This window comes from Streptomyces sp. WAC04114 (assembly GCF_019733245.1).
Lineage (GTDB): Bacteria > Actinomycetota > Actinomycetes > Streptomycetales > Streptomycetaceae > Streptomyces > Streptomyces massasporeus_A.
In genome coordinates this window covers 23,292-43,104 of the sequence record NZ_JAIGQA010000001.1, presented here as the reverse complement: position 1 = coordinate 43,104, position 19,813 = coordinate 23,292, and the positions used below count along the sequence as shown (strand labels likewise).

Sequence of the window (19,813 nt, the reverse complement as noted above, 5' to 3'; positions counted from 1 at the left end):
TTTCCATTAGCTTGGGCTTTGGCCGGAACGGACCGTGACGCGAGGGGGATGCATTCAGGTGGCACAGGAACGCACGGACGAGGGCCTGGATCTGCCGGGAGCCGTCGGCGAACTTCTGGGACTGCGCTCCGAAGAGATCGACGAGGACGTCCACCTCATCAACCTCGGGCTGGACTCACTGGCGATGATGCGACTGGCCGGGCGATGTCGGCGCGCCGGACTCGACATCGGATTCGCGGATCTCATCGCCGAGCCGACACTCGCGGCCTGGCGGGGACTCGTCGCCGAGCGGCGTACCGAGGGCCCGGCTTCCGAGACGGCTCACGTGGACGAGGCGGAGCCCTTCGAGCTCGCTCTCATGCAGCACGCCTACTGGGTGGGGCGGGCGGACGGGCAGCAACTCGGCGGTGTGGCAGCCCACTTCTACCACGAGTTCGACGGCCGGGACGTGGACCCGTCGCGTCTGGAGGCCGCGGTACGAGCCGTCCTCGCGCGGCACGGCATGCTGCGCGTGTGCGTCCTCGACGACGGGCGCCAGCGCATCCTGCCCGAGAGTCCCTGGCCCGGACTGCTCGTCCACGACCTCCGGGACCTCTCCGGGGTGGACGCCGAGCAACGCCTCGACGGCCTGCGCCGCGACCTCTCGCACCGCCACCTGGACATCACGGCCGCGGAGGTCCTCGACGTGCAGCTGTCGCTGCTGTCCGACACCGTGCGGCCGGGCGGCACGCGGCTGCACGTCAACCTCGACATGGTCGCCGCCGACGCGCTCAGTCTCCGGGTGCTGCTCGCCGACCTCGCCCGCGCCTACGCCGACCCCGCGACACCCCTGGCCGAGCTCGGCTACAGCTTCCCCCGCTACCTCGCCGAACGCCGCACCGCCCGTGAGTCGACGGCCCGCAAGGCCGCGCTGGAGGCCGACCGCGCGTACTGGCAGGAACGGCTGCCGGATCTGCCTGCGGCACCCCGACTCCCGGTCGCCGCCGGGGAGGCCGAGGCCGTCACCGTCGTACGACGTCATCTGCACCTCGATGCCGAGCGCACCCGGCGCTTCGAGCAGGCCGCGCGCCGGCACGGTCTGACCCCCGCCATGGCGCTCGCGGCGGTGTTCGCCGAGACGCTGCAGGCGTTCAGCGCGGAGCCCGACTTCCTGCTCAACCTTCCGCTGTTCGACCGCGAGCCGCTGCACGACGACGTGGCTGCACTCGTCGGCGACTTCACCTCGTCCGTACTGCTGGCATGGCACGGAAGGACCCCCGGAACCTTCGCCGAACGCGCCGCCCGCCTGCAGGAGCGCTTTCACCAGGATGTGGCGCACGCCGGGTACTCGGGTGTCGAGGTGCTGCGCGACGCCTCCCGGCTGCACGGCGAACGCATGCTCGCGCCCGTCGTCTACACCAGCGCTCTGGGCCTGGGTGAACTGTTCGCGCAGGAGGTGCGGGACAGCTTCGGCGAGGCGTCCTGGATCATCTCGCAGGGGCCGCAGGTCTGGCTCGACGCGCAGGTCACGGAGATGGGCGGCGGGCTGCTCGTGAACTGGGACGCCCGCGAGGACGCATTCGCGCCGGGCGTTCTGGATGCCATGTTCGCCGCCTACAGCGGTCTGCTCGACCGGCTGCCGGCCGACCCGGCGGCGTGGACCGAACCTGTGCCGTCGATGCTGCCCGACGCGCAGGCGCGAGTGCGGGCCGTGGCCAACGACACGGAGTGGCGGCCGGACGACGTGCGCCTGCACGACGGCTTCTTCGCGCGGGCGGCGATCGATCCCGACTCGCCGGCGCTGCTGTGGGGCAGTGACGAGTCACTCACCTACGGCGAACTCTCCTCGCGCGCCCTTGGGTTGGCAGGCCACCTGCGGAACCGTGGCGTCGGCCCAGGAGATCTGGTGGCCGTCACCCTGCCCAAGGGCCCCGACCAGATCACCGCCGTACTCGGTGTCCTGGCCGCGGGCGCCGCCTACCTCCCCCTCGGCATCGACCAGCCCGCTGCCCGCCGCGAGCGCATCCACACCGCGGCCCGCATACGCCTCGTACTCGACGACATCACAGTGCCGGACGGCACCCAGCCCCTTCCCGCACCCCTCCCCGGCAGCCCGGCCGACCTCGCGTACGTGATCTACACCTCGGGCTCCACCGGAGAGCCCAAGGGTGTCGAGGTGACGCACGCGGCCGCTGTGAACACGGTCGCGGACCTCAATGATCGTTTCGGGATCGGGTCCGCCGACCGGACACTGGCCCTGTCCGCGCTGGACTTCGACCTGTCGGTGTACGACGTCTTCGGCACCCTCGCGGCCGGCGGCGCACTCGTCTGCGTCGAGGAACCCGCTCGCAGGGATGCCACCGTCTGGGCGGATCTGGTCCGCACCCATGGCGTGAGTGTCGTCAACTGCGTACCGGCTCTGCTCGACATGCTGGTCACAGCGGGGGGCAGCAGCGGACTGCCCACGGTGAGGCTCGCGTTGCTCGGCGGCGACTGGGTGCCGCTCGACCTGCCCGGCCGCGTGCGGACGGTCGCACCGGACTGCCGCTTCGTGGCGCTCGGCGGCACGACCGAGACCGCCATCCACTCCACCGTCTGCGAGGTGGGCGAGGTGCCCGCCGAGTGGGTGTCGGTGCCATACGGGACGCCGCTGCGGGGCGTCCGGTGCCGTGTCGTCGATCCGCTCGGCCGCGACTGCCCGGACTTCGTGCCCGGCGAGCTGCGGATCGGCGGAGCCGGAGTGGCGCGCGGTTACCGGGGTGATCCGGTCCGCACGGCCGAGAGGTTCACCGAGGTGGACGGGGTGCGCTGGTACCGCACCGGCGACCGTGCCCGCTACGGGCAAGACGGCGGCCTGGAGTTTCTCGGCCGTGCCGACCATCAGGTCAAGGTACGCGGGCACCGCATCGAACTCGGCGAGATCGAGGCCGCGTTGGCCGCGGTGCCCGGGGTGGAGAAGGCCGTGGCGGTCATCGGCGAGGACCGGCGCCTCGGCGCCGCCGTCACCGGTGTCGCCGATCCCGCGCAGTTGCGTGCCTGGGCCGCAGAGCGACTGCCGGCGGCGATGCTGCCGGAACGCGTCGTCGTCCTGGCCGAGTTGCCGCTCACCCCCAACGGGAAGATCGACCGGAAGGCGATCGCGCGGCGGGTGGCGGCATGCGGCGCCGCGGCCACCCGGGCCGTCACACCGCCCCGCGACGAGCGCGAACGACGGATCGCCGAGGCGTGGTCGGCGATCCTCGGCGTCGGTGACATCGGACGCGAGGACGACTTCTTCGCCCTGGGCGGCGACTCGCTGCTGGCCACCCGCCTCGTCGCACGGCTGCGTACCGGGGGATGGGGCGACGTACGCCTCGCCGACCTCTTCACGCACCCCGTGCTCGCCGCCTTCGCCGCACGGCTGCGCCCTGACGGGACGGGCCGCACCGAGCGGGCGGTGACCGCCGCCCCCGAACAGCGCCACGAACCGTTCCCGCTCACCGACGTGCAGCGTGCCTACTGGCTCGGGCGCGGCGAGGACTTCACGCTGGGCGGCATCGGCTGCCACTTCTACCGCGAGTACGACGTCGAGGATCTGGACGCGGGACGGCTGGAAGCGGCCATCGACCGGCTCGTCGAGCGCCACGAGATGCTGCGCGCCGTCGTGGACGAGAACGGCGAGCAGCGCATCCTGGCCGAGGTGCCGCGGTTCGCCGTCGAGATCACCGATGCGGGCCCCGATGCCGAGGCCGCCTTCGCCGAACTGCGTGAGACCGCCTCGCACCAGGTGTTCGATCCCGCCGCCTGGCCGCTGTTCGCCGTACGCGGGGTGCGCGCGGGAGGTCGTACCCGACTGGGCATCGGCATCGACAACATCGTCCTCGACGCGCTGAGCATCTTGGTCTTCTACGCCGAACTCGCCGCGCTGTACGCCGATCCCGATGCCGAACTCCCGTCCGTGGACGTGTCGTTCCGCGACTACGTCTGCTCCACCGCCCCCGCCCCGGAAGCCATCGCCTCGGCCCGCGACTACTGGACCGAACTGCTGCCACAGCTGCCTCAGGCCCCGGCGTTGCCGCTGGCCAAGGACCCGTCCACCGTCGAGCGCCCGCACTTCACCCGCCGCGAGGCCCGCATCGCACCGGGTCGCTGGCAGGCCCTCACCGAAAGGGCCCGTGACCACGGACTCACCCCCTCCGGTGTGCTGCTCACCGCCTTCGCCGAGGTACTCGGCCGGTGGAGTGCCCGTCCGGAACTCACTCTGAACCTCACCCTGTTCGACCGCCGTGACGTACATCCCGACATCGGCCATGTCCTCGGTGACTTCACCTCACTGATGCTCGTCTCGTCCCGCCCGCAGGCCGGGGACAGCTGGCTGGCGCGGGCCCGCCGCGTTCAGGAGGAACTCTGGCGCTCCCTCGACCACCGGGAGGTCTCCGCCGTCTGGGTGCTGCGTGAACTGGCCCGTCGCAGTGGCGAGCCCGAGTTGACCATGCCCGTCGTCTTCACCAGTGCGTTGGGGGTGGGCGGCGATACTCCGCGCGCGCCCTTCGACCGGCAGGTGTGGGGCGTCTCGCAGACCCCGCAGGTGTGGCTCGACCACCAGGTCACCGAGGACGGCGACGGTGTCTGCCTCAACTGGGACGTCGTCGAGGAACTCTTTCCCGAGGGTTGCGTCGACGCGATGTTCGACGCCTATCTCCACCTGGTGGACTGGCTGGCCACGGGCCCCGGCTGGACCGCACCCGCCCCCGATCTGCTGCCCGCCCCGCAGCGCGCCACCCGTGCGACCGTCAACGCGACCGGCGCCGGCGTGCCCGGCCTGCTGCACCGCGACTTCTTCCGCCGCGCCGCCGACCAGCCGCACCGCACCGCTCTCGTCCGGGACGACGGCGAACGGACCGAACGGATGACCTACGGCCAACTCGCCGACCGAGCCTTGCGACTGGCGACCGTGCTCGCGGAGCGCGGGGTACGGCGGGGCGACACGGTCGCCGTCCGCCTGCCCAAGGGCCCGGACCAGATCGTGGCCGTGCTCGGCGTGCTGGCCGCAGGGGCCGCATACGTGCCGGTCGGCGTCGACCAGCCGCGGGCGAGGCGCGAGCGCATCCACCGCCTCGCGGGCGTACGCCTGGTCGTCGGCGAGGCGGAGACGGCCCCGACCGAGGGAGTCCCGGCGGTGCCGGTCGACGCGGCGCCCTCGACGGACGTGGCCGCCGCCCCTGTCGACGTACCCGGCGACGCACTCGCGTACGTCATCTTCACGTCCGGGTCCACCGGCGACCCCAAGGGCGTCGAGATCACCCACCAGGCCGCCGCCAACACCGTCACCGACATCAACGAGCGCTACGGCGTGACGGAGTCGGACCGGGTGCTCGCGGTGTCCGCGCTGGACTTCGACCTGTCCGTGTACGACATCTTCGGGCCGCTGTCGGCCGGGGGCGCGCTCGTCCTCATCGAGGAGGAGGACCGGCGCGACGCGCGACGCTGGCTCGACCTGGTGCGCCGCCATCAGGTGACGCTGTGGAACACCGTCCCCGCCCTGCTCGACATGCTGCTCACCGTCGCCGAGGGCGCTCAGCCGCCCGACCCGCTGCGGCTCGTGCTCGTCTCCGGCGACTGGGTGGGCCTCGACCTGCCCGGCCGGCTCGCCGAACAGTGCCCGTGGTGCCGGTTCGTCGCGCTCGGCGGTGCGACGGAGGCCGCGATCTGGTCCAACGCCTGCGAGGTCGAGGCGGTCGACCCGGAATGGCGCTCCATCCCGTACGGGCGTCCGCTGCGCGGCCAGCGCTTCCGCGTCGTCGACGCCCACGGCCGCGACTGCCCCGACTGGGTCCCCGGCGAGCTGTGGATCGGTGGTGCGGGGGTGGCCCGGGGCTATCGCGGGGCGCCCGAGCTGACGGCGAGGCAGTTCGTCGCCGAGGGAGCGGACCGCTGGTACCGGACCGGCGACCTCGGACGCTACTGGCCCGACGGCACCCTGGAGTTCCTCGGCCGTGCCGACCACCAGGTCAAGATCCGCGGTCACCGCATCGAACTCGGCGAGATCGAGGCGGCGTTGCAGGACGCGCCCGGCGTGGGGCGTGCCGTCGTCACGGTGGCCGGGGAGGGCGCGGCACGCCGGTTGGCCGCCGCGGTCGTTCCGGCCCCCGGCTCCGCACAGGGGAACGTGGCCGACGCTCAACCGGGGGCATCGACACGGGAGTTCCGTGAGCGGGCCCGTCGGGTGGAGAGCGCGGCGGCGGAGTCCTTCCTGACGCGCCTTCTGGACCTGCACGCACGCGCCGGGCAGCCCTCCGGTCTCGCTCCCGCACAGTGGGCAGCCCTTCTGGAGGTCGCCGAGGAGCACCTGCCGGTTCTGCGGCTGTGGCTGCGTTGGCTCGCGGAACGCAAGGTTCTCGTGGAGGACGGGGGAACGTACGCCGTGGGCCCCCGGCTGGGAGACGCCGAGGCGGAGGGCGCACAGGACGCCTACGGAGTTCTGATCACGCGCGTGCGTCAGCGCCTGACCGAACGCCTCGGCGACTTCCGGGACATCCTCGCCGGGCGCCTTGCGGCCACCGTGCTGCTCGAGGACGACGTGCTCGCTCCGGCGCGACTCGCCGCCGCCGACCCCGGCAGCGAGCGTTCGATGGACGAACTCGCCCGCCGGATCGACAATTTGGCCACCGAGGCAGACGGGCCCATAGAGCTCGTGGAACTCGGCGGTGGGGACGGCAGCGGCGCCGAACGCCTCCTGGGCCGCCTCGCACCCGAGAAGGTGCGCTACACGCTGCTCGACAGTGATCCGGCCCTCGTCGAGGTGGCCGAGCGCCGGCTCGCGGCCTCGCCGCACAAGGTCACCTGCCGGCGGCAGCACGGCATCGTCGTCCCCGACGACCTGCGGCACCGCTTCGACGTCGTCGTGGCCGACCAGGCACTGCACCGCAGCCCGGACCCGTCCCACGGGCCCGCCCTGGCCGGGCTGCTGGCACGCCGCGGTGGCGTCCTGCTGGCCGTCGAACGGTCCGAACTCACACCCGTCGCCCTGCTCACAGCCGCCCTGCTGGACGGCGGATACGCGCACTTCGACCGCGAGCGGCGCACCGCGGGCACGCCGATTCTGCCTCCGGCGCGCTGGGCCGAGCTGCTGGCCGGTGCCGGATTCGACGGGGTTGCGCATCAGCCCCTCGCAGACTCCTTCGTCGAGATGCTGACGGCCCGCAGGCCCCAGGACGCCGTCGACCTCGATCCGGCCGCACTGCGCGACCACGCGGCGGCCAGGCTGCCCGCGCACATGGTGCCGGAGCAGATCACCGTGCTGCCGTGGCTGCCACTCGGCGCCAACGGCAAGGTCGACCGCGCCTCTGTCGCCGCGCTCGCCGCGGCGGGGCGGGACGAGGATCCGGACGAGCCACCGCAGGGCGAGCTGGAGCAGGCCGTGGCGACCATGTGGGCGGACCTGCTGGGCGTGTCGGCCGTGGGCCGCCGGCAGAGCTTCTTCGTACTCGGCGGCGACAGCCTGCTCGCGACCCGCTTCCTGACGCTGGCGGAGCAGCGGTTCGGGGTGCAGCTGCCACTGCGGAGGCTGTTCGCGGGGCCGACACCGGAGCGGGTCGCGCACGCCCTCGCCCAGGAGTCGGCACAGAGCGCGGAGACCGAGGAGGGCGCGCTGTGATCGGCGTACTCGGGGGATACGGCGCCGTCGGCGGCCATGCGGCGCGGCTGCTGGCGCGGTGGGGGGCCGGACGCCTGCGGATCGGCGGCCGCGACAACGTACGGGCCAAGCGGTTCGTCGCCGCCCACCTGGCCGGTACGGAGGCGGAGGCGACCGCCGTGGACGTCGACGACGCGGCCTCGCTCGCCGCGTTCGTCCGGGGCTGCGACCTTGTCGTGCACTGTGCGGGCCCCTCGCACCGCACCTCGGAGCGGGTCACGTTCGCCGCGCTGATGGCGGGAGCCGACATGGTCGACGCCGGAGGCGGCGGGCGACTGGACCGCGTGCGGACGGCCGTCGGGGAACGCACCGCGCTGTACGACGCCGGGGCGCTGCCCGGTCTTTCGGGGCTGCTGCCCCGCTGGCTGGCAGCCGAACACTTCGACTCGGTGCACGGACTCACCGCGTATGCGGGAGTGCTGGACCGCTTCACCGAGACCGGCGCGCACGACTACCTCGACGGGGTGCTCGACGGCACGACCGAACCCCTCGCCGCCTGGCGGGACGGTGCCCGGCGCCGGGGCGCTCTGCAGAGGCTGAACGGGCAGCAACTGCCCCATTTCGCAAGGGAAGTGGTGACCCTGCCGTACCTGGACGCGGAAGGGGAGCGGCTGGCCCGCGACCTGTCGCTCACCCACGGGAACTGGTTCACGGCGGTGGACGGCGAACACCTGGCCGCCGCGCTCGACGCGGCCCGCTCCCTCGACCGGGCCGACGCCGTGGCCGCCCTGTGCCGGGCCGCCGCGCTGGACACCGCGGGCCGCAGCCCGTACGTCACGCTCCTCGCGCAGCTCGACGGCACCCGCGCGGGCCGGACCGTGACACGCACGGCGATCCTGCGGGCGCCGGGCATCTCACCACTCACCGGCGCCGTCACAGCCGTGGCCGCACTGGCGGCACTGCGCGGCGAGGTGCCGCGCGGCACCCACCGCGCCGACACGGCACTCGACCCGAGGTCCGCCGTCGCGCGCCTGCGCGCCGAGCCCGGGCTGTGCGACGTGACCGTGCACGACACGGCGATCTCGGAACTCGCCACGATCGAGGAAGGCGCACTGTGAACACGCGGCTGAAGACAGTGGTGTGCGGGACGACGTTCGGGCAGTTCTACCTGGCCGCCCTGGCCGGCATGCCCGCCGACTTCGAGATCGTCGGTGTGCTGGCCGCGGGCAGCGAGCGGTCCGTGGCGTGTGCCGCGCGGCACCGGGTACCGCTGTACACCGACGTCGACCAGCTGCCCGACGACGTGGACCTCGCCTGCGTGGTCGTCCGCTCCGGAGTCCTGGGCGGTGTCGGCACCGACCTGGCGCTACGGCTGCTGCGGCGCGTCGTCCACGTCGTGCAGGAGCAGCCCGTGCACCACGACGACCTGGTCGCCTGTCTGCGTGAGTCGCGCAGGAACGGCGTGCGGTACCGGCTCAGCGATCTCTACGTGCGGCTGCCGGAGGTCCGGCGCTTCACCGAGGCCGCCCGTACGGCCCTCGCCCGGCAACCCGTGGCATACGTCGACGCCGCATGCGCCTCGCAGGTCGCCTTCCCCCTGCTGCACATTCTGGGAGAGGCACTCGGCGGTCTACGGCCCTGGCAGGTGAAGGCTGCCTCCACCGACAGCGACGGTCCCTTCGCGGTCCTCACCGGCACGATCGCCGGCGCACCGCTCACACTTCGCGTGCACAACCAGGTCGACCCCGACGACCCCGACAACCACCTGCATCTCCTGCACCGCGTCACCCTCGGCACCCCCGGAGGCAGCCTCACCCTGACCGATCCGCACGGCCCGGTGCTGTGGAGCCCGCGCCTGCACATCCCGGAACCGGTCAGGAACCGCTTCGACTTCGACGCTCCCGGCACCGAGCACCTGGACGAGCCGAGCACGTCCCCGCTGGGCGCAGCCGGTCCGCCCGACTACCGGCACCTGCTGCGCGAGCAGTGGCCGGCCGCCATCGGCGCGGACCTGAAGGCGGCACGCGCCGCGATCCTCGGCGACCCGGATGCCGAGCGGCCCGACCAGTACCACCTGACGCTGTGCCGCATGTGGCAGGACCTGACGAAGGAACTGGGCTATCCGACGCTGCGACCCGGGCAGACCCATCAGCCACTCCGCACAGACGAGTTGACCAGCGCGGGATCCGACCTGCGTGAACTCGTGCGGTACGCCACGACCGCGGCCGACCGCCGCGTCGGCACCGTCGATCCCCGCCTGGCCGACGACTTCGTACGGCAGCTCGACGAGGCGGTGCTCGCCTCGATGCTTGCCGCGCTACAGCACTCCGAGGCACTGAGTGACCCCGGGCGTACACAGACCGCCGACGAGGTACTGGCCTCCGCCCGCGTGGCACCGCCACACCACACGCTGATCCGGCGCTGGCTGCGGATCCTCGCCGACCGCAAGATGATCGAGCGGGACGGAGACGGATTGCGCGGTGCCTCGCCCGTGGATCCCGCCGCGGTGCGCCGGGCCTGGGACGTGGCCGCCGCCACCTGGCGACGGGGCCTCGGCACACCGGAGTTCGTCACGTATCTGCGACGCAACGCCGAGCGGTTGCCCCAGTTGATGACCGGCGAGCAGCAGGCGGCGCTGCTGCTCTTCCCCGAGGGCCGCACCGAGGTGGCGGACGCCGTGTACCGGGACACCATCACCGCCCGGTACCTCAACACCGCCGTGGCCAGTGCCGTACGCTCCCTGGCCGCGGTGCGCGACGCCGCCCGCCCGCTGCGGGTCGTCGAGGTCGGAGCGGGGACGGCGGCAACCACGGAGGCCGTCGCCCGGGCCCTCACGGAGAACGGACCTGGCAGGCCGCCGGTCGACTACCTGTTCACCGACGTCTCGCACTTCTTCGTCACCACGGCCAAGGAGCGCCACGCCGGGCACCGCTGGATCCGCCACGGCCTGTACGACATCGACCAGGACCCGGCCGCCCAGGGGCTCGAGCCCGGCGGCGCGGACGTCGTCATCGCCGCCGGCGTCCTGAACAACGCGCGCGACACCGACGCGACAGTGCGGTCACTCGTCCGACTGCTCGCCCCGGGCGGCCATCTGTTCATCACCGAACCGACCCGCGAACACCTGGAGATCCTCGCCTCCCAGGCGTTCATGATGACCGCCTCCGAAGACGCCCGACGGACTTCCGACACCACGTTCCTCTCCCGTCGGCAGTGGCTCGACGTCCTGGCGGGAGCGGGACTCGGAGATGTCGTCACCGCGCCGGACGAGGACCATCCGCTGGCACCGCTGGGGCAGCGGCTGTTCGCGGCCCGTATCAACTGATCACGTCGGGGGAGAACACCGTGCTGAGATGCAGCCACGTCCTGTGCAAGGTCGACGATGTCCGGTCGGTCGTACGGGACTACACGGAGCTCGGCTTCACCGTCGAGTGGGGGAGCGCACCCGAACGCGCCCACAACGCGCTGGTGTGGTTCGAGGAGGGGCCCTTCATCGAGTTCTTCCAACTGCCGGCTCGCTTCCGTCTGTTGAAGTGGCCCATGAGTGCCGTCAACGGTGTGGCGGCCGGAGAGCGGCTGGTGCGCTGGGCCCGCCCGGGCGAGGGCTGGCGGGACCTGGCGCTGGAGACCGACGACACGGAACTGGCCGGCGTTCATTCGGCGCTGCGCGCCGGCCAGGTCCGCGTCTCGCGCGTCATGAAAGGCCGCCGCACCCGGCCGGACGGCGACCGCGTGCGCTACCAGTTCCTCGCCGCCCACCCGGCCCGGCTGCCGTTCGTCGTCTCCGCCTACGACCCGCCGCAGCGCCCCGCCGCCGTGCACCACCCGAACGGCGCACGGCGCATCACACGCGTGCGCATGGGGGTGGCGGACCATGACCGCGCCGCCTTCGACGCACTCACCGCCCATGTGCGCCGGGACGGTCTGCTCGCCGTGGAGGGCGCCGAGCGTACGGGCGTCGTCGCGGCCGAACTCGACGGGCTCACACATCCGTTGGACCCGGCACGGCTGCACGGAGCGGTCCTCACCTCACCCGCACGGAAGGAGTGACCGGTGACCACTGCTGCCGTGACCCTCCCGGGATTCCGCGGCCGGATCCTCACGCCGGGCACCCCCGGCTACGACCGCGCCCGCCGTGTCCGCAACGCCCGCGTCGACCGCCGGCCCGCCCTGATCGCCCGCTGCACCGACGTCGACGACGTGATCGCCGTCCTCGCCCACGCACGCACCCTGGGTCTGCCGGTCGCCGTCCGCGGCGGCGGAGCCAACGTGGCGGGCTGGGGCACCTGCGACGACGGCATCGTCCTCGACCTCGGGGCGATGAAGCGCCTCGACATCGATCCCCTGTCCCGTACCGCGGTCGCGGAGCCCGGCCTGACCTGGGGCGAATTCGACGCCGCCACCCAGGAGTTCGGGCTCGCCGTGCCCGGCCCGCGCAACACCGACGTCGGCATCGCCGGCCACACCCTCGGCGGCGGCGTCGGCGACCTGTCCCGCCAGTACGGGCTCACCAGCGACAACGTCACCTTCTTCGAGCTGGTGACCGCCGACGGAAGACACCTCAGGGCCGACGCCGAGCATCACGCGGATCTGTTCTGGGCGCTGCGCGGAGGCGGCGGCAACTTCGGCGTCGTCACCCGTTTCGGCTTCCGGCTGCACCCTGTCAGGGGCGTCGTCGCCGGAGCTCTCGTCCATCCCGCCTCCCGGACGCGCACAGCCCTGCGCACGGCCCGGGACTGGCTGGCCACGGCACCCGACGCGGCCTCGCTCGTCGCCGTCGTCTGGACCGCGCCGCCGCTGCCGTTCGTGCCCGAGCACCTGCACTTCGAGCGGTGCGCCGTTCTCATCCCGAGCTGGTTCGGGCCTCCCGAGCAGGCCGACGAGGTACTGGCACCCCTGCGGTACGGCGCCGCCCGCCCGATCGCCGACGGCGTCACCGAGCTGCCGTACACCGCCTACCAGCGACTCCTGCCATCCCCACCCGACTTCGCCCGCCAGCACGTCTACAACCGCGGCGAGCTCCTCACCGAACTGACCGACGCCACGCTCGACGGGATCCTCGGCCACTGGGAGTCCGCCGGACCGAACTTCTCCGTCGTGCTGGGGGCGCTCGGGGGCGCCATCTCCCGAGCTCCGGCCGGGCCGACCGCGTTCACGCACCGCGGCGCCCAGTGGTTCGTGGAGATCTGCGCCCAGTGGTACGGCACCGCCGACGACGGCGAGCACCTGGAGCCGGCCCGCACCGGCTGGCAGGCACTCCAGGACGTCGCCGAGGGCCCCTACGTCAACCTGCTGCCCGACCCGGAGCCGCAGTGGGTGCGCGCCGCGTACGGAGACGCCACCTACGCGCGGTTGGCCGGCCTGAAGGCCGTCTGGGACCCGGACAACCTCTTCCGCTTCAACGCCAACATCCCGCCGCTCGCGGCCGGAGCCAAGGAGACCGACCGATGACCATCGCATCCACCCCGGCCGCGCTGATCGCACACCTGCGGCAGGCGGGCGTACAGCTGTGGGACGAAGACGGCACCCTGCGCTACCGCGCCCCGAAGGGGACCCTGAGCGCCGGGCAGCTTCAGGCGCTCAAGGACCACAAGGCCGCCGTACTGGAGTGTCTGCGGGCCGAGGCCCGGCCCGCCGCGCTCACACCCGACCCGGGGGCCCGCCACGAGCCGTTCCCGCTGACCGACGTGCAGGCCGCCTACCTGCTGGGCCGCAACGAGGTCTTCGAATACGGCGGCGTCGCCTGCCACGTCTACCTCGAAGTCACCTACCCCGACCTGGACCCGACCCGCACCGAGGACGCCTGGAACCGGCTCGTCCAACGCCACGACATGCTGCGCGCCGTCATCGACCCCGCGGGTCACCAGCGGATCCTGCCGACCGTGCCGCGGCTCACGGTGGCCGTCACCGACGCGCGGGGAGCGGACGCGGAGGCCGCGTTGCTGCGGGCACGCGAGGAGATGGGCCATCGCGTGTACGACAGCACCCGCTGGCCTCTGTTCGACCTGCGCGTCACCCGCACCGACACCCGGGCCGTCCTCCACCTGTCGATGGACTTCCTGATCGCCGACTGGGCCAGCATCTGGCTCCTGCTCGCCGAATTCGAGGCCCTGCACGCCGAACCGGCCGCCCAGCTCCCGCCTCTCGACGTGCGGTTCCGTGACTACCTGCTCGCCGAACGCGGCCTGCGGGAGGCCCCGGCCCACCAGCGCGACAAGGACTACTGGTCGGCGCGGCTCGACACGCTCCCACCCGCCCCCGACCTGCCGCTCGCCGAAGCCGGAGCACGGCAGCAGCCCCGCTTCCGCCGTCGCTACCTGAAGTTGGACAGGGCCGCCTGGGAGCGTCTGAAGGACCGGGCCGGGCGCCGGGGCCTGACCCCGTCCTCCGTCGTCCTCGCCGCCTACGCCGCGGTGATCGGCCGCTGGAGCCGCAGTCCGCGCTTCTGCCTCAACCTGACGGTGCTCAACAGGCTGCCGCTGCACGAGCAGATCGACCGCGTCGTCGGCGACTTCACCACCGTCAACCTCCTCGCGGTCGAGGCGGCGAACGGCGCGCCCTTCGCCGAGCAGACGCGCACCCTCGCCGGTCAGCTCTTCGACGACCTCGACCACCGCCTGTACTCCGGCGTCGAGGTGCTGCGCGAGCTCGCCCGCAGGCGCGGCCGCGACGCCGCCCTCATGCCGGTCGTGTTCACCAGCGCCATCGGGCTCGGCGACGCCGGCACCGGCAAGCGGGCCGAGGGCCGTCTGGACGGCTTCGGCATCACGCAGACCCCGCAGGTGTTCATCGACTGCCAGGCCATGGACGACGCGGAGGGCCTTCAGGTCAACTGGGACGTCCGCGACGGGGTCTTCCCCGACGGTCTCGTGGACGACATGTTCGACGCCTTCGACACGCTGATACGGGGCCTCGCCGACTCCGACGGACTCTGGGACACCGCTGACGTCGTGGCACTGCCGACGTGGCAGGCAGAGGAACGCCGCCGTGCCAACGACACCTCCACCGACCTGCCCGACGGCCTCCTCCACCACCGCGTCCTCGACCAGGCGGCCCGCACCCCTGACCGGCCGGCCGTGATCGGCCCCTCCTCGGTGCTGAGTTACCGCGAACTCGCCACCCGCGCCACCGCCGTGGCCGAGCGACTCAGGGACGCGGGCTGCGCCCCCGGCGAGCGGGTGGCGATCGTCATGGACAAGGGACCCGAGCAGGTCGTCGCGGTCCTGGGCACCCTGCTCGCCGGTGGTGTCTACCTTCCGGTCGACACGGCGCAGCCGGCGCTGCGCCGTGCCGCCCTGCTCGCCGACGCGGACGTCCGGCACATCCTCACCCAGTCGTGGCTGGACGCCGACTGGCCCGAGGGCTGCCGGGCCGTCGCCGTGGACACGCTGGTGCCGCGTCAGGCAGCCGAAATCCCGTCCGACGGCGACCCCGACGCACCCGCGTACGTCATCTACACCTCGGGCTCCACCGGCCGCCCCAAGGGCGTCGTGATCAGCCACCGTGCCGCGCTCAACACGATCACGGACATCAACCGCCGCTTCGGCATCACCGCGGACGACCGCGTCCTGGGCCTGGCGGGTCTCGGCTTCGACCTGTCCGTGTACGACATCTTCGGCCCGCTGTCGGCCGGCGGCGCCCTCGTCCTGCCCGACCCGCAGCGGCGCACCGACCCCTCCCACTGGGCCGGCCTGATCGCCGCACACGGCATCACCGTCTGGAACTCCGTACCGGCCCTGATGCAGATGCTCGCGACCTACCTGGAGACCGAGCCGGACCTCGACCTGTCCGCACTGCGCCTGGCCCTGCTGTCCGGCGACTGGATCCCCGTCACCCTGCCCGGCGCGCTGGCCGGCCGCCTGCCGGACCTGGACGTCGTCGCGCTCGGCGGCGCCACCGAGGCGGCCATCTGGTCCAACTACCACCGTTGCAAGGGCAGTTACCCGGGCAGTCGCAGCATCCCGTACGGCCTGCCCCTCGCCAACCAGGAATTCCGGGTGCTGGACGCGAATCTGCGGGACTGCCCGGTGTGGGTGGCCGGCGAGCTGTACATCAGCGGGCACGGGCTCGCCCAGGGCTACCTGGGAGACCCGGAGACCACCGCCCACCGCTTCCTCACCCATCCCCGCGATGGCCGGCGCCTGTACCGTACCGGCGACCTGGGCCGCTATCTGCCCGGCGGCGAGATCGAGTTCCTCGGCCGCGAAGACACCCAGGTCAAGCTGCGCGGGCACCGCATCGAGCTCGGCGAGATCGAGGCCGCGCTGCTGGAGCACCCGGCCGTGTCCGCAGCGGCCGTCGTCGTCGACGGTACGGGCGAGGAACGGGCGCTCCTCGGGGCCGTCGAGGCCGCGCCCGCCGAGCGGTCCGCCGAAGGGGCCGCCACCCTGGCGCCCACGGTGCGGGTGGCCGCCGACGCCGCCGTCCCCGGAGTCGGCCGCGACCGCGTGTCCGCCCACGTCGACGCCTTCGACGCGGCCGTACTGGCGTCCATGGCCCGCACGTTGGGGGAGCTGGGTCTGTTCCCGGCCCCCCGCGACAGGGAGGTGCGGGACGCGGGGATCGAGCAGCGCCACCACTGGCTCGTACGGCGCTGGCTCGCCGTCCTCGACGAGCGGGGCGTCGGCCAGATCGACGACCGCACCGTGAACGCGCTGTGGAAGGAAGCCGAGGCGGCCTGGAGCGACGACGTCGCCTCCCGTGACTTCCTGACGTACGTGAAGAACCACGCCGACCGACTGCCGGAACTGCTGACCGGCCGCCAGGACCCGGTCGAACTCCTCTTCCCCGAGGGGAACTTCGACACCGCGCACGCGCTCTACCGCCGCAACGCCACCGCCCGCTATCTGAACCGGGCCGTGGCCGGCGTCCTCGAGCACATCGCCGCCGAGCACCCCGCCGACGGCCCGCTGCGCGTCCTCGAAGCCGGCGCCGGCACCGGAGGCACGACCGAGGACGCCCTGGCGGCGCTGGCGGACCGGGACGCCACCTACCACTTCACCGATGTGGCGGGCTTCTTCCTGCCCGAGGCCAGGCGGCGATTCGGCGACCGCGACCGCCCGGAGATGCGCTTCGACCTCTTCGACGTCGACAGCGACCACCGAGCCCAGGGACTCGCCCCGAACGCGTACGACGTCGTACTCGCCGCCGGAGTGCTGGAGAACGCCCGCGACATCAGGGCATCCCTCGCCCGGCTGGTGGAACTCGTCGCTCCACGCGGCTGGTTGATCCTTACGGAACCCACCCGCGAACACCCGTGGATCCTGGCCTCCCAGGCGTTCATGATGACCGAGCCGGAGGACGAACGGGCCCTTGGCGGCCCGTCGTACCTCGACCGCGAACGCTGGCTGGACCTGCTGGCCGAGGCCGGCGCGGAGCAGGTCCTGTGCCTGCCCGACGACGCTCACGTACTCGCTCCGCAGGGCGTCCATCTGTACGCCGCGCGGATGAAGACCGACCGGGCGCACGTCACCGAGGCGGACCTCGCCGCGCACCTGCGCGACCGTCTGCCCGCCCACATGATCCCGTCGCACCTCCAGATCGTCGACGCCCTCCCGCTGACCGGCAACGGCAAGGTCGACCGGCGCGCGCTCCAGGGCTGGCGGCCCAGCCTCACCGACACCGCACCCGAGCAGACCGCCCAGGCGCCGGCCGACGCCTTCGAATCCCGCCTCGCCGCCTTGTGGGCGGACGCGCTGCCCAGCGGACGCGTCGGCCGCACCGACAGCTTCTACGACCACGGAGCCGACTCCCTGATCATGGCCAGGATGGCCGGCCGCCTGCGCGAGGAGGTCCCCGAGGCGTCCGGCATCCCCTTCGACACGCTGCTGCGCCGGTTGCTCAACCACCCCACGCTCGCCGACCTCGCGGCCTTCCTGCGCACCAGCGGCGAGACCGGAGCCCAGCCCGCCCTCCGCCGCGCCGCCACCGGCAGCAACGCCGCCCTGATGTCCTTCAGCACCACCGGGGAAGGCCCCCTGCGCGTGATGTTCCACGCCGGACTCGGCACCATGGACTGCTACCGGCCGCTCGCCGCCCGCCTCGTCGAGCAGGATCTCGGCCCGGTCCTCGGCATCGTCATCGACGACACCGAGCGCTACCTCTCCCAGGATCCGGCCACCGTCATCGAGCGCGCCGCCGACGACTACGCCGAGCGGCTCATCGCCGAGGGGCACGACCGTGTCCAGCTCATCGGCTACTGCCTGGGCGGCCTGTACGCCACCGAGGTCGCCCGGCGCCTCGACGAACGCGGCGTGACCGTCGAGGACCTGACCCTGATCAGCAGCCATCCGGTTGTGGTCGACGTCGAGGACGACCTGATGATCGAGATCCTGTTCGTCCCCAACCTGCACATCTCGCTCGACCGCACCGGATTCGGCGACATCGACGCGGACACCGTCGTCGGAGGCTTCATGCACGTCATCGAGCAGAACGGGGGAAAGGTCCCGCTCGGTGCGCTCGCCGAGGTCGGCGGGGATCCCGAACTCGACCGGGCCGGGGAATTCTTCCGCAGGCTCGGCTCGCACACGCGCGAGGAGCGGTTCGCCGCGTACGCCCGCACGGCCACCGAGTCGAGCGGCGAGGAGATGCCGCCGGAGATGGTCGCCGCGATGTTCCGGGTCTTCCGGCAGAGCTTCCTGTCGGCCCGGTTCACCCCGCCCCCGTACGCGGGCGACATCCGCTTCCTGCTGCCTCGCGGCGCCTCCGGCTTCGCGCCGGGCATGGACGACACGACGCTCGCTTTCTGGCGCGACGTGTGCATCGGCGACCTTCCCGTCACCGGCATCGACGGCAACCACTTCAGCTGCATCGAGGAGCCGAACGTCGCCCATGTCGCCGACCTCGTGGCCGCCCCGCTGCGCGCGCCGCACAGCCGCTGACCACACCCAGGAGACCGCGCCATGGCCGAGCAGTACCACCACACACGCATCGACGGACCCTTCGACCCCCTCGCCGCCGTCGCCCACCTCGTCGGCTCCGGACTGATCACCGAGTACGTCGTCTACGAGCACGACCGCCACTGGTACGTGGCGGGCAACCCGATCGGCGAGATACGCGTCGACGCCCACACCATACGTACGCGCTTCACCGCACCCCGACTCCAGCACCAGCTCGCCTGGTCGGGCACACCCTGGGAGCCGATACGTTCCGCCCTCGACAGGACCCCCGTCGACGGCTGGAACGCCTACGGCTGGCTGTCGTACGAACTCGCGAGCGGGCACCGGGCCGGGCAGGAGAAGGACCTGCTGGCCCATCTCATCGTGCCCGGCACGGAGTTGACGGTCACCGAGGACGGCGTCGAGGTCCGCACCGTCGACCCCGACCTGCCCGACCGCCTCCGCAAGACCCTGGCCGAGGCCCCGGCGTACGCGACACCACGGTCCCCGAAGCCCGTCGACGTCCACGCGCCCCACGGCCCGTACCACGGACACGTCACCCACGCCGTGACCGAGATCGGCCGCGGCAGGCTCGACAAGGTCATCCTCTCCCGCACCGTCCCCGTGCCCTTCACCGTCGACATGCCCGCCACCTACGTGACCGGCCGCACCGCCAACACCCCCGCCCGCTCCTTCCTGCTCGACCTGGGCGGGACACAGGCCGCCGGCTTCAGCCCCGAGACCGTGATCGAGGTGTCCGGCGACGGCACCGCCGTCACCCAGCCGCTCGCCGGCACCCGCGCCCTGACCGGCGACCCGGACAGGGACGCCGCCCTGCGCGCCGAACTCCACCGCGACCCCAAGGAGGTCTACGAGCACGCCACCTCCGTGAAGCTCGCGGTGGAGGAGCTGGCCTCCGTGGGTGTCCCGCACAGCACCCGCGTGGGCGAGTTCCTCACCGTCAAACCGCGCGGCAGCGTCCAACACCTCGCCTCCCGCGTCACCACCGACCTCGCCGAGGGCCGCACCGCCTGGGACGCACTCGGCGCGGTCTTCCCTCCGGTGACCGCGTCCGGCATCCCCAAACAGGCCGCGTACCAGCTGATCCACGAGCTGGAGGAGGAGCCGCGCGGGCTCTACGCCGGCGCGGTGCTCCGGGCCGGCAGCGACGGATCCCTGGACGCGGCCCTGGTGCTGCGCGCCGTCTACCAGCGCGGCGACCGGGCCTGGCTGCGCGCCGGCGCGGGCATCGTCGGGGCCTCCCGAGCGGCCCGCGAGTACGAGGAGACCTGCGAGAAGCTCCGCAGCGTCGCCCCCTACGTCGTCCCGAAGGAGGGCTGAG

Annotated in this window: 7 protein-coding genes; all 7 read left to right on the top strand. The window is 72.7% G+C overall.

Annotated features, from left to right (window positions below; translation table 11 throughout):
- The first annotated feature begins 58 nt into the window (after positions 1-58).
- From K4G64_RS00150 to K4G64_RS00120, 7 genes are read left to right on the top strand one after another with little or no spacing between them, the layout of a single operon-like run.
- Entirely contained in the window at positions 59-7,615 is a 7,557-nt protein-coding gene (locus K4G64_RS00150) for a non-ribosomal peptide synthetase (protein WP_221753963.1), read from the top strand.
- Positions 7,612-8,712: a saccharopine dehydrogenase NADP-binding domain-containing protein gene (locus K4G64_RS00145; protein WP_221753962.1), complete on the top strand. Its 1,101-nt coding sequence runs from the start codon at positions 7,612-7,614 to the stop codon at positions 8,710-8,712. The genes K4G64_RS00150 and K4G64_RS00145 overlap by 4 nt, the downstream gene beginning before the upstream one ends.
- Positions 8,709-10,919: a bifunctional Gfo/Idh/MocA family oxidoreductase/class I SAM-dependent methyltransferase gene (locus K4G64_RS00140; protein WP_221753961.1), complete on the top strand. Its 2,211-nt coding sequence runs from the start codon at positions 8,709-8,711 to the stop codon at positions 10,917-10,919. Before K4G64_RS00145 ends, K4G64_RS00140 begins: the two co-directional genes overlap by 4 nt.
- A gap of 20 nt (positions 10,920-10,939) precedes the next feature.
- On the top strand, positions 10,940-11,644 hold the full coding sequence (locus tag K4G64_RS00135) for a VOC family protein (RefSeq protein ID WP_221753960.1): 705 nt from the start codon (positions 10,940-10,942) through the stop codon (positions 11,642-11,644).
- A 3-nt stretch (positions 11,645-11,647) separates the two neighbouring features.
- Entirely contained in the window at positions 11,648-13,045 is a 1,398-nt protein-coding gene (locus tag K4G64_RS00130) for an FAD-binding oxidoreductase (RefSeq protein WP_221753959.1), read from the top strand.
- Positions 13,042-18,474, top strand: coding sequence for a non-ribosomal peptide synthetase (locus K4G64_RS00125; protein WP_221753958.1), 5,433 nt, complete (start codon positions 13,042-13,044; stop codon positions 18,472-18,474). Before K4G64_RS00130 ends, K4G64_RS00125 begins: the two co-directional genes overlap by 4 nt.
- 21 nt (positions 18,475-18,495) lie before the next feature.
- Positions 18,496-19,812: a salicylate synthase gene (locus K4G64_RS00120; protein ID WP_221753957.1), complete on the top strand. Its 1,317-nt coding sequence runs from the start codon at positions 18,496-18,498 to the stop codon at positions 19,810-19,812.
- The last annotated feature ends 1 nt before the right edge of the window (position 19,813 follow it).